This window comes from Burkholderia sp. Cy-637 (genome assembly GCF_011753175.1).
Taxonomy (GTDB): Bacteria; Pseudomonadota; Gammaproteobacteria; order Burkholderiales; family Burkholderiaceae; genus Burkholderia; species Burkholderia gladioli.
This window is the reverse complement of the sequence record NZ_VWWC01000084.1, coordinates 1-13530: the sequence shown is the minus strand read 5'-3', so window position 1 is coordinate 13530 and position 13530 is coordinate 1. Positions and strand designations below refer to the sequence as shown.

Below are 13530 nucleotides of genomic sequence, written 5' to 3'. Positions count from 1 at the left end.
GCCGCCCGCGCTGAAGCCCGCGAGGCGAGCGAGTATACTTCGGGCACTTCGCCAGTTTGCCCGACATGTCCTCCGTTTCCGCCCCTTCCGGCCGTCCGGCCAATGATCCCCGGCACCTGCGGCGGATCTTCGATCGCCGTGCCACCGCGTTCGACGCGGTGTCGTTCCTGCCGCGCGAGATCGCGCAGCGCATGGGCGAGCGTCTCGACTACATCAAGGTGGCGCCCTCGGGCGTGCTCGATGCCGGTTGCGGCATCGGCGACGATCTCCCGCTGCTGCGCGCGCGTTTTCCCGAGGCGCCGGTCTACGGCATCGATCTATCCGCCGCGATGCTCGCGCGCGCCGCCACGCAAGAGGCGGCCGACACCAGTTGGCGGCGCTTCCTGCCGGCCACGCTGTCGAAGGCGCTGGGCCAGCGCGGCCCGCGCCTGGCGCAGGCCGATTTCGCGGCCCTGCCGTTCGCCGGCGCGGCCTTCGACTTCCTGTGGTCGAATCTCGCGCTGCACTGGCATGCACGCCCCGACCTGGTGTTTCCCGAATGGCAACGCGTGCTGCGCGTGGGCGGGCTGCTGATGTTCAGCACGCTGGGCCCCGATACGCTGCGCGAATTGCGTGCCGCCTATGCCGAAGCCGAGGCTGTTACCGATTGCGCGCCGCGCGCGCATGTGATCGACTTCGTGGACATGCACGATCTCGGCGACATGCTGGTCGAAAGCGGCTTCGAAATCCCGGTGATGGACCAGGAAGTGCTGACCATCACCTACAAGTCGCCCGAATCACTGTTGGCCGACGTGCGCCGCTGGGGCGCCTATCCGTTCCCGCGCGACGGCGGCGAGAGGCTGCCGGCGCGCACGCTGCGTGCCCTGAAGGACGCGCTCGAGGCCCGTCGCCGCGACGACGGCACGATCGCGCTGACGTTCGAAGTGATCTACGGGCACGCCTGGAAGGCCGTGCCGCGCACCACCGCCGATGGCCATGGCATCGTGCGGATCGAGGATATCGGGCGAGGTCGTCCCAAGAATCCTTGACGCGGTAAAGAGGGGTTTCGTTATGCTTGAAATTAGCACTGGAAAACGACTCCAAAAAACCTTATAAAATGGCTGGAACGCTTGCCCAGCTTGGGTTTGCGGGCAATAGGCGCTTGCTTGTGGATGCGGTTTTTCACGCCTATAATGCGTCAGTTTGCCGTCCTGCAAGCGTCCCACAATACAGGGCGGCAGAGGCCGATGCGGGCCAGCTTCGATGCCGATCGCGAGAGGCAGCGATGGATGGAACGATGGGTTTCACGGACACCGAAACAGTTCTGATGGACTGGCTCATCAAGCGCAATTGTTCGGTGTCTCCGCGCCAGTTCGTCGCGTGCTACGCGTCGCTGGCCGCTTTCTCGCTTGCGATCGCCGTGCTGCTGTCGTGGCGCGGTGCCTGGCTCGTGCTGCCGTTCACCGGCGTCGAGCTGCTGGCAGTCGGCGTTGCATTCGCCATGTATGCGCGTCACGCAGTCGATTACGAACGTATCAGGCTGTTTCCTCATCGGCTGCTGATCGAGCGGATGAGTGCGGAGCGCATGACGCGCCTCGAGTTCAATCCGCGCTGGGTGCGGGTCGAGGCGGGGCTCACGCCGCGCGATCCGGTGCGGATCGTGTCACGCGGGCAGAGCGTCGTGGTCGGGCAGCATCTCGCGCAGCATCGGCGAGCCCAGTTCGCTCGCGAGTTGCGTCTGTGGTTGATGCGTTGCGGCTGATCGAGGCGGCCGCCGCGAGCTGCCGGCGGCGGGGAGGGTAGGAATGACAATTTTGGGTAAGGAAGCCATGAAAACAATCAAGCGCGCCCTCACTGGTTTGCTGGCAGTCTGCGGACTCATCGCGTCCGGTGCGGCACTGGCCGTCGGCGACAGCCCGGGCGGCCCCCGCGTCAACGAGATCAACCTCCAGCCCCCCGTCACGAAGATCGCGCAGGAACTGTACGACCTGCACACCATGATGCTGATCCTCTGCACGGTGATCTTCGTCGGCGTGTTCGGCGTGATGTTCTATTCGGTTTTCGCCCACCGCAAGTCGCGCGGCCACAAGGCCGCCAATTTCCACGAGAGCACCACGGTCGAGATCATCTGGACCATCGTGCCGTTCGTGATCGTGGTGCTGATGGCCCTGCCGGCCACCAAGTCGGTGGTGGCGATGAAGGACACCACCAATGCCGACCTGACCGTGAAGGTCACCGGCTACCAGTGGAAATGGGGCTACGACTACGTGAAGGGGCCGGGCGAGGGCATCAGCTTCGTCTCGACGCTGACCACCCCGCGCAGCGAGGTGAACGGCCAGCAGCCGATCAGCGACACCTACCTGCAGGAAGTCGACAACCCGCTGGTGGTGCCGGTCGATAAAAAGGTTCGCATCATCACCACGGCCAACGACGTGGTGCATTCCTGGTACGTGCCGGCCTTCGGCGTGAAGCAGGACGCGATCCCGGGCTTCGTGCGCGATACCTGGTTCAAGGCCGAGAAGGTCGGTACCTATCGCGGCTTCTGCACCGAGCTGTGCGGCAAGGAGCACGCCTACATGCCGGTGGTGGTGAAGGTGGTGTCGGCCGAGGACTACGACAAGTGGGTCAAGGACGAGAAGGCCAAGGCGGCCGCCACCGTGCTCGATCCGAACAAGGTCTGGACCAGCGCCGAGCTGATCGCGCACGGCGAGGAGGTCTACAAGGCCAATTGCGCGGCCTGCCACCAGCCCAACGGCAAGGGCCTGGGCGCGTTCCCGGCGCTCGACGGCAGCAAGATCGCCAACGGCCCGATCGCCGAGCACGTCGGCATCGTGCTGCACGGCAAGGGCGCGATGCCGAGCTGGGCCTCGCTGTCCGACGTCGACCTGGCCTCGGTGATCACCTTCGAGCGCAATTCCTGGGGCAACCACACCGGCGACGTGCTGCAACCCCGGCAGGTCACCGACGCGCGCAACGGCAAGATGCCCGAGGGCGGCGGCACGCAGGCCGCGGCCGCGCCGGCGGCAGGCGCATCGGCCGCCGAGGCATCGGCGCCGGCCGCCGCCGCCTCGGATGCGGGCTCGAATGCCGGGGCCCAGGCCGCCGCGCTGCCGGCCACCATCTACTTCGATACCAACAAGAGCGACCTGCCGGGCGATGCCAAGGCGGCGATCGATGCGGCGGCGCAGTACGCCAGCGCGCATCCGGACGCCAAGCTCGCGCTGTCCGGCTACACCGACAAGACCGGTTCGGCCTCGGCCAATGCCGAACTCGCCAAGCATCGCGCGCAGGCCGTGCGCGACGCGCTGAAGGCCGCTGGCGTGGCCGAGGATCGCATCGTGCTGAAGAAGCCGCAGACGATCACCGGCGGCGCCGACGCGAAGGAAGCACGCCGCGTCGAAATCGGGCCGGCTGCCTGACGGATCGTTCGTCGTCTGGGTCGACGTCAATCGGAATACGGATCAGGAGACATCCATGTCTAGCATTGGACACGACGTAACCGCGGGACACGCGCACGACGATCACGCGCACGAGCTTCCGCATGGCTGGCGACGCTGGCTGTTCGCGACGAATCACAAGGACATCGGCACGCTGTACCTGCTGTTCTCGTTCGTCATGTTCCTGTCGGGCGGCGTGATGGCGCTCGGCATCCGCGCCGAGCTGTTCGAGCCGGGCCTGCAGATCATGCGTCCCGAGTTCTTCAACCAGCTGACCACCATGCACGGGCTGATCATGGTGTTCGGCGCGATCATGCCGGCCTTCGTGGGCTTCGCGAACTGGATGGTGCCGCTGCAGATCGGCGCCTCGGACATGGCCTTCGCGCGCATGAACAACTTCAGCTTCTGGCTGCTGCCGGTGGCGGCGGTGCTGCTGGTGGGCTCGTTCTTCGCGCCGGGCGGCGCGACCGCGGCAGGCTGGACGCTCTACGCGCCGCTGTCCACGCAGATGGGCCCGGGCATGGACTTCGCGATCTTCGCGGTCCACCTGATGGGCGCCTCGTCTATCATGGGCGGCATCAACATCGTGGTGACCATCCTCAACATGCGCGCCCCCGGCATGACGCTGATGAAGATGCCGATGTTCGCCTGGACCTGGCTGATCACGGCCTACCTGCTGATCGCCGTGATGCCGGTGCTGGCCGGCGCGATCACCATGGTGCTGTTCGATCGCCACTTCGGCACCTCGTTCTTCAACGCGGCCGGCGGCGGCGACCCGGTGATGTACCAGCACATCTTCTGGTTCTTCGGGCATCCCGAGGTCTACATCATGATCCTGCCGGCCTTCGGGATCGTCTCGCAGGTGATCCCGGCCTTCTCGCGCAAGCCGCTGTTCGGCTACAGCTCGATGGTCTACGCCACCGCCTCGATCGCCATCCTCTCGTTCATGGTCTGGGCGCACCACATGTTCGCCACCGGCATGCCGGTCACCGGGCAGTTGTTCTTCATGTACGCCACCATGCTGATCGCGGTGCCGACCGGCGTGAAGGTGTTCAACTGGGTGGCCACCATGTGGCGCGGCTCGCTGAGCTTCGAGACCCCGATGCTGTTCGCGATCGGCTTCCTGTTCGTGTTCACGTTCGGCGGCCTGACAGGCCTGATGCTGGCGATGGCGCCGCTCGACATCCAGTACCACGGCACCTACTTCGTGGTGGCGCACTTCCACTACGTGCTGGTGGCGGGTTCGCTGTTCGGGCTGTTCTCGGGCTGGTACTACTGGTCGCCGAAATGGACCGGCTGGATGTACAACGAGATGCGCGGCAAGATCCACTTCTGGGCGTCGATGATCTTCTTCAACGTCACCTTCTTCCCGATGCACTTCGTCGGCCTGGCCGGCATGCCGCGTCGTTATGCCGACTACCCGGCGCAGTTCACCGACTTCAACCAGATCGCCACGATCGGCGCGTTCGGCTTCGGCCTGGCCCAGGTCTACTTCCTGTTCGCGGTCGCGCTGCCCGCCTATCGCGGCGGCGGCGAACTCGAGAAGGCGGCCGACAAGCCCTGGGACGGCGCGATCGGCCTGGAATGGACGGTCCCGAGCCCGGCGCCGTTCCATACCTTCGAGAACCCGCCGACGGTCGACTGACGCAGCACACGCGCTGGTCGCCCGGCCCGGGCGGCGGCGCCCAACCCAGCGCCCGAGGCGCCCGAGCCGATGAACCGCAACCGTAGCCCGGCAGCACGCACCCCCGCGCAGATCCGCGCGGGCAACCGGCGTCTCGGCCTGATCCTGCTGGCCGTGGTCGCCGCCTTCTTCACCATCGCCGTCGTCAACCAGTGGATCGCTTCGACCTCATGACGCCGACGTAATCGCCTGACGGAGAGGATTCCTCACCATGTCGAAACCGCTTGCCGATGCCGACAGCCTGTTCAACCGCGCGATGCTGCTCAAGCTCGTGGTGGTGGCGGCCCTGATGTTCGGATTCGGTTTCGCCCTGGTGCCGATCTATCGCGCGATCTGCCAGGTCACCGGCATCAACAACCTGGTGCAGCGCGACGTCAGCGCGCGCGAGGCGCGCAATACGCAGGTCGACATGAGCCGCACCATCTCGGTCGAGCTCGACGCCAATGCGCGCGGCCCGCTCGGCTTCCGGCCCGAGCAGCGCAGCCTCGACGTGCATCCCGGCGAGGTGATGACGGTGGTCTACGACGTCACCAACGGCCAGGGCCGCCCGGTGGTGGCGCAGGCGATCCCGAGCTATGCGCCGAGGCAGGCGACCGAGTATTTCAAGAAGATCGAGTGTTTTTGTTTCACGCAGCAGACGCTGAAGGCGAACGAGTCGAGACGGATGCCGGTGGTGTTCGTGATCGACCCGGCGCTGCCGAAGGACGTGAAGACCATCACCTTGTCCTACACGTTCTTCGAACTGAATACGCCGGCCTCGGTGGCGGCGGGCGCGCCGGCCAAGCCGGGCGTGTGAGCGGCGGTCACGAGGGCGGGCGGGAGACGTCATGGCGCAAGGTTCGATCGGCAAGACCCTGAAGGCGGTGATGTGGTCGTTCTTCGGCGTGCGCAAGCGCAGCGACCTCGAGGCGGACGCGCAGTCGCTCAATCCGCTGCACGTGCTGCTGGCGGCCTTGATCGCGGCGGCGCTGTTCATCGGCGTGCTGCTGCTGGTGGTGCATGCGGTGGTCGGCTAGCTCGGCGGGTGCAGGCGTGAGGTGGGGACATGAGACAGGGACGCGAGGCGGTCCGGAGCATTCCGGAAACAACAGGACTGAAATGGAGAATCAAGCATGAGCGGTCATAACGAAATCCCGTACTACTTCGTACCGCATCCGTCACGGCATCCGATCAGCGCGGCGCTCGGCCTGCTCGTCATGCTCGGTTCGGTGGCGCTCTGGATCAACGGCCACGGCTGGGCGCCGATCACCGTGGTGCTCGGCCTGCTGTGGGTGCTGTTCGTGCTCTACCACTGGTTCGGCGACGCGATCTCCGAATCGGAAGGCGGCATGTACGGCCAGCGCGTCGACAAGTCGTATCGCTGGAGCATGAGCTGGTTCATCTTCTCCGAGGTGATGTTCTTCGGCGCCTTCTTCGGGGCGCTGTTCTATGCCCGCGAGATCGCCATGCACCAGCTCGGCAGCCTCGACTACCGGCTGATCTGGCCGGACTTCAGCGCGGTCTGGCCCAACGAGGGGCCGGCGGCGCTGGCCGGGCACTTCCGCACCATGGGCCCGTGGCCGGTGCCGACCATCAACACCGCGCTGCTGCTGAGCTCGGGCGCGACGCTGACGGTCTCGCACCACGCGCTGCGCGAGGATCACCGCCGCAAGGCGATCGCCTGGCTGGCGGCCACCATCGTGCTCGGCGTGTCCTTCCTGTTCCTGCAGGGCTTCGAGTATTTCCACGCCTATCACGAGCTGAACCTGACGCTGGCCTCGGGCGTCTACGGCTCGACCTTCTTCCTGCTGACGGGCTTCCACGGTTTCCACGTGTTCCTCGGCGGCACCATGCTGACGGTGGTGCTGGTGCGGATGCTGCGCGGGCACTTCAAGCCCGATCACCATTTCGCCTTCGAGGGCGCGGCCTGGTACTGGCACTTCGTCGACGTGGTGTGGCTGGGGCTTTACGTGGTGGTGTACTGGCTGTCCTAAGCGGGGGCGGGCAGGGCCGTGGCCGGCATGAACATGCCGGCCCGCTGCAGGAGCGGGATGGAGAACGAGGGAGGTCGCCTCAGCGGCCGAGCGGGATGCCGGTCGAATGGATCCAGCCCATCCAGTTCGCGAACAGGATGAACAGGAACAGGGAGATCGACAGGCCGACACGCGTGGCGAGCGACCAGACCATCCGTTTCGTCTGACCCCGGTCGTGCATCATGAAATAGAGGGCCGAGGCGAGGCTCGCGAGGATCAGCGCAAAGGCGATGGGAACGAGGATGTGCATGGAACTGGCCGTTGAGCGGCGTGGCGTCGATGACCCGGGGATTATCTCACTTCGCTCGCGCGCGCGGGATCGTTCCGGAGTCCGAACATGAAGCTGCGCTGGCTGCCCGCGCTGCTGATCCTCGCCGTGATCGCGCTGACCGTGCGGCTCGGCTTCTGGCAGCGCGATCGCGCGCATCAGAAGGAGGCGCTGGAGGCGAACGTGCTGCGCTACGAGCATGCGACCCCGTTCGTGGCGGGTTCGGCGCCGGTGGTCCTGAAGGCGGTCGAGTTTCGTCGCGTGCGGGCCAGCGGCCGTTTCCTGCCCGACCAGGCCGTGTTCCTCGACAATCGCCCCTATCGCGACCAGCCCGGTTTCTACGTGGTGATGCCGATGCGGCTTGCCGACGGCGGCACGGTGCTGGTCAATCGCGGCTGGCTGCCGCGCAACAGTTCGGATCGCACGGCGATCGCGCCGTTCACGACGCCGGGCGGCGAGGTGAGCATCGAGGGCATCGCGCGCGCCGATGCCTCGCGCGCCTTCGAGCTCGGCAGCGGCGGTTCGGCCGCGCATCAGAGGATTCGTCAGAATCTGGAGGTGGCCGGCTATGCGCGCGAGATTGGGCTGCCGCTGCAGCCCTACGTGATCCAGCAGACCAGCGACAGCGGCGACGGCCTGGTGCGCGACTGGCCGCAACCGACCCAGGACGTCGGCCGCAACTACGGCTACATGGTGCAGTGGTGGGCGATGGCCGCCGCCGCTGCCGGTTTCGGGCTTTACGCGGCACGCCGCGCGGCCAGGAAACCGTCGCGTGAAGCTTCCTCGGACCCGGCCTGAGGTGCGCGAACACCAGCCGCCCCGCCATGATTGATATGAAGAGGAACCCCGTGTCGACCCAGTCATCCCGTCCCGCACCGGCCCAGTCAGGGCGCGGCACATCGTCGCAGAAAGGCTCCTGGCAACGTGGCCGCTGGGTGGTGCTCGCGCTGTTCCTGATCTGCGCGGCGCCGGTCATCGCATCCTATTTCACCTACTACGTGATCAAGCCCCGTGGCGGCTCCACGAACTATGGCGCGCTGATCGATCCGCAAAGGCCGATCCCGCCGACGCTGACCGGCACCGACGAAAGCGGCCGCGAGGTGGCGCTCGCCTCGCTGCGCGGGGTCTGGCTGCTGGTGATGGAAAACGGCAGTTTGTGCGATGATGCGTGCGCCCGGAAACTGTACTTCATGCGGCAGGTGCGCGCGACGCAGGGCGGCGAGCGGCAGCGGATCACCATGGTCTGGCTGCGCAGCGATGCCGGCAGCGTCGACGCGAAGCTCCTCGCCGCCTATCCGGACACGCGGCGCTTCATCGTCGATCCCGCCGCGGTCGAGGCCTGGCTGCCGGCCGACAAGGGCACGCAGGCACGGGATCACATCTATCTGGTCGACCCGAGCGGCAACCTGATGATGCGTTTCCCGAAGGACCCCGACCCCAGCAAGATCAAGAACGACATGACGAAGCTGCTCAAGTGGTCGAGCATCGGCTGAGGCCGGTCGGCGGCCGCGGCTCAACGAGAATTCCGGGATGTACCTACTGCAACTGGGCCTGATCGGCCTGACCATCGCGCTGCTGCCCTTGTCCTACGTGTGGGTGAAGGCCGACGACGACAAGTTCCGCAAGCTCGTCTGGATGACGACCTTCTTCACGCTCGACCTCGTGATGTTCGGCGGCTTCACGCGCCTGACCGATTCCGGGCTCGGCTGTCCCGACTGGCCCGGCTGCTACGGCACCTCCTCACCCTTCGTCGCGCACGCGGCGATCTCGGCCGCGCACCTAGCGATGCCCTCGGGCCCGGTCAGCATGGGCAAGGCCTGGATCGAGATGATCCACCGCTACTTCGCGATGGCGATCGGCGTGCTGATCATCGCCCAGGTGCTGATCGCCTGGGTGGCGCGCGCGCGGCGCCGGCCGCTGTCGGTGTCGCCGTGGTGGCCCACCGGCCTGCTGCTGCTGATCCTGGTGCAGGGCGCGTTCGGCGCCTGGACCGTCACCATGAAGCTGCAGCCGGTGATCGTCACCATTCACCTGCTGCTCGGGCTCAGCCTGCTGGGCGCGCTCGGCTGGCTGGCCGCGCGCATGACGCCGCTGCCCGCCCACGAGCCTGAGGCGGGGCGCCATCGCGCCGCCGCGCTGGCCGCCTTGCTGCTGCTGGTGGTGCAGATCGCGCTGGGCGGCTGGGTCAGCACCAACTACGCGGTGCTCGCCTGCACCGATTTCCCGACCTGCAACGGCCAATGGGTGCCGCCGATGGATTTCGGGCACGGTTTCCACCTGTGGCGCGCGCTGGGCATGTCGGCCGACGGCGAGGTGATCACCCAGGACGCGCTGGTGGCGATCCACTGGACCCACCGGACCTTCGCCTTCGTGGTGATCGCCTACCTGGTGGCCTTCGCCTGGCGCATGCGCCGCTATGCCTCGCTGCGGCGGCCCGCCGACGGCGTGCTGCTGGTGGTGGTGGTCCAGTTCGTCACGGGCCTGACCAATATCGTCCTGCAGTGGCCGCTGCCGGTCGCGGTGGCGCATAACGGCGGCGCCGCGATCCTGCTGCTGTTGCTGGTCATGTTAAACTTTCGAATCCTTTCAAGTCGTCCCGGCCGCGTCGCGCTCCCCGCGCGCGATATCGCGCCCGCCTGACGCCCCACGCACATGGAATCCACGCTTTCCCAGTCCCCCGGCAGCCGCCTGTCGCAGTATTTCGCGCTGACCAAGCCGCGCGTCACCCAGCTCGCGGTGTTCTGCGCAGTCATCGGGATGTTCCTCGCCACGCCGGGCATGGTGCCGCTGCGCGTGCTGATCGGCGGCACCGTCGGCATCTGGCTGCTGGCCGGCGCCGCGTTCGCGATCAACTGCCTGGTCGAACAGAAGATCGACGCGAAGATGCGCCGGACCGCCTGGCGCCCCTCGGCGCGCGGCGAGATCACCACGCCGCAGATCCTGGCCTTCTCGACGGTGCTGGGCGGCGCGGGCGCCTGGACGCTCTACACCTTCACCAATGCACTGACGATGTGGCTGACGATCGCCACCTTCGTCGGTTACGCGGTCATCTACACGCTGCTGCTCAAGCCCGCCACGCCGCAGAACATCGTGATCGGCGGCGCCTCGGGTGCGATGCCGCCGGCGCTCGGCTGGGCGGCGGTGACGGGCAGCGTGCCCGGCGACGCCTGGATCCTGGTGCTGATCATCTTCGTCTGGACCCCGCCGCACTTCTGGGTGCTCGCGCTCTATCGCGTCAAGGACTACGAGAACTCGGGCCTGCCGATGCTGCCCGTCACGCATGGCGAGAAGTTCACGCGCCTGCACATCCTGCTCTATACCGTGATCCTGTTCGCGGTGACGCTGATGCCCTTCATCTCGGGCATGAGCGGGGTGGTCTACCTGGCCAGCGCGGTGGTGCTCGGCGCGATCTTCCTCGCCTACGCGTGGAAGGTCTATGTCGACTACTCCGATGCGCTCGCGCGCCGCGCGTTCCGCTACTCGATCGTCTACCTGTCGCTGCTGTTCGCCGCGCTGCTGGTGGACCACTACGCACGTCCGCTGCTCGGCTTCTGACTGCGCACGTGAGCCTCGCTTCCCGGTTCTCGCGGCGTCGCTGGCTGGCCGCCTGCGCGGGCGCCCTGCTGCTCGCGGGCGGGCTGGCCGGCTGCGACCAGCAGCCTGCCTTCCAGAATCTCGACATCACCGGCAATACCCAGTTCGGCAAGGATTTCTCGCTGCCCGACAGTTCGGGCAAGCTGCGCACGCTCGCCGATTTCAAGGGCCGTGCGGTGGTGCTGTTCTTCGGCTACACGCATTGCCCCGACGTCTGCCCGACCACGCTGGCCGAGCTCGCGCAGGCCATGCAGCAGCTCGGCCCCGAGGCGAAGCGCGTGCAGGTGCTGCTGGTGACGCTCGATCCCGAGCGCGATACGGCGCCGCTGCTCGCCCAGTACGTGGCCGCCTTCGATCCCTCGTTCATCGCGCTGCGTCCCGCCGACGATGCGCAGCTCAGGCAGGTCGCCAAGGATTTCCGGATCTACTACGCGAAAGCGGCCGGCAAGACGCCGGGCAGCTACACCATGGACCACACGGCCGCGAGCTACGTGTTCGATCCCGACGGCAAGCTGCGCCTGTTCGTGCGTGACGGGCAAGGGCCGGGGCCGTGGGTGCACGACCTCAAGCTGCTGCTCGGCTGAACGGCGAGCGCCTCGCTCAGGGCAGCGCGGGCAGGTTGAGCCCGGCGGCCACGCGGGTGGTCTTGAATTCGGTCACGGTGTAGGTGGCGAGTCCCTCGATCACGAAGGGATCGGCCGCCAGGATCGCGTCGAGCCGTTCGCGCTCGATGCGCGCGGCGAGGATCACGCCGCCGTCGCGCGGCACCTTCGGCCCCGAGGCGATGAACACGCCGTTCTCGAACTGCACCTGCAGATAGGCGCGATGGCGGTCGAGGGCGGCGTCGACGCGCTCGAGCGGCGCGATGTAATGGATGTCGATCACGTACATGCGAGGTCCTGTGCGGAAGCGGCGCGTTCATCGGGTGCCGCGCCGAAGCGTTTTTAGCACGGCGGCCCGGCCCTGAACAGCGCGCGGGCCTTCCCCGTTGCGGTGCATACCCATATGAGCGGGATGTATTTCACTTGGCCTGCATCCTGTGACACCATGCGCAGTCTTTGGGGGCGGGCAGCCACGAGCCGCGCCGCTCCTTCGATCCAATCGGTACGGCAACAGCACTACAGCAAGCGAGAACAACAGATGAAGCGTCGCAATCTCTTCAAGGTGGTATCCGCCGTCGCGGCCAGCGCGGCTCTCGGCCTTTCCCTCGGCGCGCAGGCGCAGGACAAGGTGATCAAGGTCGGCACGGTCGCCGGCCCGGACGCGCAGGTCTGGCAGGTGGTCCAGAAGGTCGCCAAGGAGAAGCAAGGCCTGAACGTGAAGGTGATCGAGTTCAACGACTACGTGCAGCCGAACGCCGCGCTCGACTCGGGCGACCTCGACGCGAACAGCTTCCAGCACCAGCCCTACCTCGACAGCCAGGTCAAGCAGCGCGGCTACAAGCTGGTCAGCGCGGGCCTGACCTACATCTCGCCGATCGGCGTCTACTCGAAGAAGTACAAGTCGCTGAAGGACCTGCCGGAAGGCGCGAAGCTCGCGGTGCCGAACGATCCGTCGAACGAGAACCGCGCGCTGCTGCTGCTGCAGGCGCAGGGCGTGATCAAGCTGAAGGCCGGCGCCGGCACGGGCGGCAACAACGCGACCGTGCTCGACGTGGCGAGCAACCCGAAGAAACTGAAGCTGACCGAGCTGGATGCGGCGCAACTGCCGCGCGTGCTCGGCGACGTCGACGCGGCCGTGATCAACACCAACTACGCGATCGCCGCGAACCTGCAGCCGACCAAGGACGCGATCGCGCTGGAATCGCTGACCAGCCCCTACGCGAACCTGATCGCCGTGCGCGCCCAGGACAAGAACCAGCCCTGGGTGAAGAAGCTGGTGGCCGCCTATCAGTCGCCGGAAGTGAAGGACTACATCAACAAGCAGTTCAAGGGTTCGATGGTCCCGTCGTTCTAAGCGTCGGTTCGACCCATCGTTTCTTCTCGAAAGGCCCCGCGGGGCCTTTCGTCGGTTGTGGCGTGATGGGTTCAGGCCCTTCGGGCTTTCCATCTCGAAATCTGTACGAGGCCGGGCGGCTTCCCCTATACTGTATAAACGTACAGTAATCGTCCGCCCAATGTCTGCGTCTCCCATCCCCCTCGAATCGCTGCATCCGTCTCTCTGGCGAGGCTCCCAGCTCGCCCGGGGCGGCCCGCGCACGATCGCGACGGGTTATCCGGCGCTGTCGGCCGAATTGCCGGGCGGGGGCTGGCCGATGGGCGGGCTGGTCGAGCTGCTGGTGCCGCATGCGGGCTGCGGCGAGATGAGGCTGCTCGCGCCCGGACTGGCCGGCACGGTGGCCGAGTCGCGGCCGCTGGCGCTGGTCGCGCCGCCGCATCCGCCGCACGCGGCGGCGCTGGCCGAACTCGGCGTGCCGCTCGATGCACTGCTGTGGTTACGCACAGGGAATCGTCGCGATGCGCTGTGGACAGCCGAGCAATCGCTGAAGACGGGATGCTGTGGCGCGCTGCTGTTCTGGCAGGTCGAGGCCGCGCCCGCCGACGTGCTGCGGCGCCA

Annotated in this window: 17 protein-coding genes; 15 read left to right on the top strand and 2 right to left on the bottom strand. The window is 66.8% G+C overall.

All coding sequences use genetic code 11. The annotated features are described in order from the left end of the window. Nucleotides 1–65 precede the first annotated feature (65 nt). The 8 genes from F3J10_RS21150 to F3J10_RS21115 all read left to right on the top strand — a co-directional run bounded on the left by F3J10_RS21150 (nucleotide 66) and on the right by F3J10_RS21115 (nucleotide 7073). Complete coding sequence (locus F3J10_RS21150) at nucleotides 66–1028, top strand: methyltransferase domain-containing protein (RefSeq protein WP_205200387.1); 963 nt, start codon at nucleotides 66–68, stop codon at nucleotides 1026–1028. A gap of 236 nt (nucleotides 1029–1264) precedes the next feature. Then, nucleotides 1265–1741: a DUF2244 domain-containing protein gene (locus tag F3J10_RS21145; protein ID WP_013699459.1), complete on the top strand. Its 477-nt coding sequence runs from the start codon at nucleotides 1265–1267 to the stop codon at nucleotides 1739–1741. 43 nt (nucleotides 1742–1784) lie between these two features. Then, nucleotides 1785–3398 carry a cytochrome c oxidase subunit II gene (coxB, locus tag F3J10_RS21140; protein ID WP_167242917.1) on the top strand — a complete coding sequence of 538 codons (1614 nt, stop codon included), beginning with the start codon at nucleotides 1785–1787 and terminating at the stop codon, nucleotides 3396–3398. Nucleotides 3399–3453: 55 nt separating this feature from the next. After that, nucleotides 3454–5061: a cytochrome c oxidase subunit I gene (gene ctaD / locus F3J10_RS21135; RefSeq protein ID WP_013699457.1), complete on the top strand. Its 1608-nt coding sequence runs from the start codon at nucleotides 3454–3456 to the stop codon at nucleotides 5059–5061. Nucleotides 5062–5130: 69 nt separating this feature from the next. Continuing rightward, nucleotides 5131–5274 carry a cytochrome oxidase small assembly protein gene (locus F3J10_RS21130; RefSeq protein WP_013699456.1) on the top strand — a complete coding sequence of 48 codons (144 nt, stop codon included), beginning with the start codon at nucleotides 5131–5133 and terminating at the stop codon, nucleotides 5272–5274. Between the two features lie 37 nt (nucleotides 5275–5311). Continuing rightward, nucleotides 5312–5896, top strand: coding sequence for a cytochrome c oxidase assembly protein (locus F3J10_RS21125; RefSeq protein ID WP_013699455.1), 585 nt, complete (start codon nucleotides 5312–5314; stop codon nucleotides 5894–5896). Nucleotides 5897–5927: 31 nt separating this feature from the next. Beyond that, the gene (locus tag F3J10_RS21120; RefSeq protein ID WP_025097040.1) at nucleotides 5928–6116 is read left to right on the top strand and encodes a DUF2970 domain-containing protein; all 189 of its coding nucleotides are present in this window, start codon (nucleotides 5928–5930) and stop codon (nucleotides 6114–6116) included. A gap of 96 nt (nucleotides 6117–6212) precedes the next feature. Then, entirely contained in the window at nucleotides 6213–7073 is an 861-nt protein-coding gene (locus F3J10_RS21115) for a cytochrome c oxidase subunit 3 (protein WP_013699453.1), read from the top strand. Nucleotides 7074–7152: 79 nt separating this feature from the next. On the opposite strand, the gene F3J10_RS21110 is transcribed toward F3J10_RS21115, so the two are convergent. Then, a complete protein-coding gene (locus F3J10_RS21110; protein WP_013699452.1) occupies nucleotides 7153–7362 on the bottom strand; it encodes a twin transmembrane helix small protein in 210 nt (69 codons plus the stop codon). Nucleotides 7363–7449: 87 nt separating this feature from the next. Between F3J10_RS21110 and F3J10_RS21105 the strand changes: the two genes are divergently transcribed. Genes F3J10_RS21105 through F3J10_RS21085 form a run of 5 tightly spaced genes read left to right on the top strand, consistent with a single transcriptional unit; the run spans nucleotide 7450 to nucleotide 11558 of the window. Then, the gene (locus F3J10_RS21105) at nucleotides 7450–8178 is read left to right on the top strand and encodes an SURF1 family protein (RefSeq protein WP_167242916.1); all 729 of its coding nucleotides are present in this window, start codon (nucleotides 7450–7452) and stop codon (nucleotides 8176–8178) included. A 35-nt stretch (nucleotides 8179–8213) separates the two neighbouring features. Beyond that, nucleotides 8214–8873, top strand: a complete 660-nt coding sequence (locus F3J10_RS21100) for a cytochrome c oxidase subunit I (protein WP_036036262.1) — start codon at nucleotides 8214–8216, stop codon at nucleotides 8871–8873. Nucleotides 8874–8910: 37 nt separating this feature from the next. After that, entirely contained in the window at nucleotides 8911–10020 is a 1110-nt protein-coding gene (locus F3J10_RS21095) for a COX15/CtaA family protein (RefSeq protein WP_167242915.1), read from the top strand. 12 nt (nucleotides 10021–10032) lie between these two features. After that, entirely contained in the window at nucleotides 10033–10935 is a 903-nt protein-coding gene (gene cyoE / locus F3J10_RS21090) for a heme o synthase (protein ID WP_025097035.1), read from the top strand. A gap of 8 nt (nucleotides 10936–10943) precedes the next feature. Then, a complete protein-coding gene (locus tag F3J10_RS21085) occupies nucleotides 10944–11558 on the top strand; it encodes an SCO family protein (RefSeq protein WP_017919477.1) in 615 nt (204 codons plus the stop codon). Between the two features lie 16 nt (nucleotides 11559–11574). Here F3J10_RS21085 and F3J10_RS21080 read toward each other — a convergent pair whose 3' ends face one another. Beyond that, a complete protein-coding gene (locus F3J10_RS21080; protein WP_025097033.1) occupies nucleotides 11575–11865 on the bottom strand; it encodes a YciI family protein in 291 nt (96 codons plus the stop codon). Between the two features lie 249 nt (nucleotides 11866–12114). Here F3J10_RS21080 and F3J10_RS21075 point away from each other — a divergent pair, with 249 nt between their 5' ends. Next, nucleotides 12115–12930, top strand: coding sequence for a MetQ/NlpA family ABC transporter substrate-binding protein (locus F3J10_RS21075; protein ID WP_166913634.1), 816 nt, complete (start codon nucleotides 12115–12117; stop codon nucleotides 12928–12930). Between the two features lie 160 nt (nucleotides 12931–13090). After that, on the top strand, nucleotides 13091–13530 hold a 440-nt coding region (gene imuA, locus F3J10_RS21070; RefSeq protein ID WP_167242914.1), incomplete at its 3' end, for a translesion DNA synthesis-associated protein ImuA.

What these genes read in the sequence shown, in the direction of transcription:
- F3J10_RS21150 (WP_205200387.1), top strand. Translation starts at nt 66, where the DNA reads ATGTCCTCCGTTTCCGCCCCTTCCGGCCGTCCGGCCAATGATCCCCGG.
- F3J10_RS21145 (WP_013699459.1), top strand. Translation starts at nt 1,265, where the DNA reads ATGGATGGAACGATGGGTTTCACGGACACCGAAACAGTTCTGATGGAC.
- coxB (WP_167242917.1), top strand. Translation starts at nt 1,785, where the DNA reads ATGACAATTTTGGGTAAGGAAGCCATGAAAACAATCAAGCGCGCCCTC.
- ctaD (WP_013699457.1), top strand. Translation starts at nt 3,454, where the DNA reads ATGTCTAGCATTGGACACGACGTAACCGCGGGACACGCGCACGACGAT.
- F3J10_RS21130 (WP_013699456.1), top strand. Translation starts at nt 5,131, where the DNA reads ATGAACCGCAACCGTAGCCCGGCAGCACGCACCCCCGCGCAGATCCGC.
- F3J10_RS21125 (WP_013699455.1), top strand. Translation starts at nt 5,312, where the DNA reads ATGTCGAAACCGCTTGCCGATGCCGACAGCCTGTTCAACCGCGCGATG.
- F3J10_RS21120 (WP_025097040.1), top strand. Translation starts at nt 5,928, where the DNA reads ATGGCGCAAGGTTCGATCGGCAAGACCCTGAAGGCGGTGATGTGGTCG.
- F3J10_RS21115 (WP_013699453.1), top strand. Translation starts at nt 6,213, where the DNA reads ATGAGCGGTCATAACGAAATCCCGTACTACTTCGTACCGCATCCGTCA.
- F3J10_RS21110 (WP_013699452.1), bottom strand. Translation starts at nt 7,362, where the DNA reads ATGCACATCCTCGTTCCCATCGCCTTTGCGCTGATCCTCGCGAGCCTC.
- F3J10_RS21105 (WP_167242916.1), top strand. Translation starts at nt 7,450, where the DNA reads ATGAAGCTGCGCTGGCTGCCCGCGCTGCTGATCCTCGCCGTGATCGCG.
- F3J10_RS21100 (WP_036036262.1), top strand. Translation starts at nt 8,214, where the DNA reads ATGAAGAGGAACCCCGTGTCGACCCAGTCATCCCGTCCCGCACCGGCC.
- F3J10_RS21095 (WP_167242915.1), top strand. Translation starts at nt 8,911, where the DNA reads ATGTACCTACTGCAACTGGGCCTGATCGGCCTGACCATCGCGCTGCTG.
- cyoE (WP_025097035.1), top strand. Translation starts at nt 10,033, where the DNA reads ATGGAATCCACGCTTTCCCAGTCCCCCGGCAGCCGCCTGTCGCAGTAT.
- F3J10_RS21080 (WP_025097033.1), bottom strand. Translation starts at nt 11,865, where the DNA reads ATGTACGTGATCGACATCCATTACATCGCGCCGCTCGAGCGCGTCGAC.
- F3J10_RS21075 (WP_166913634.1), top strand. Translation starts at nt 12,115, where the DNA reads ATGAAGCGTCGCAATCTCTTCAAGGTGGTATCCGCCGTCGCGGCCAGC.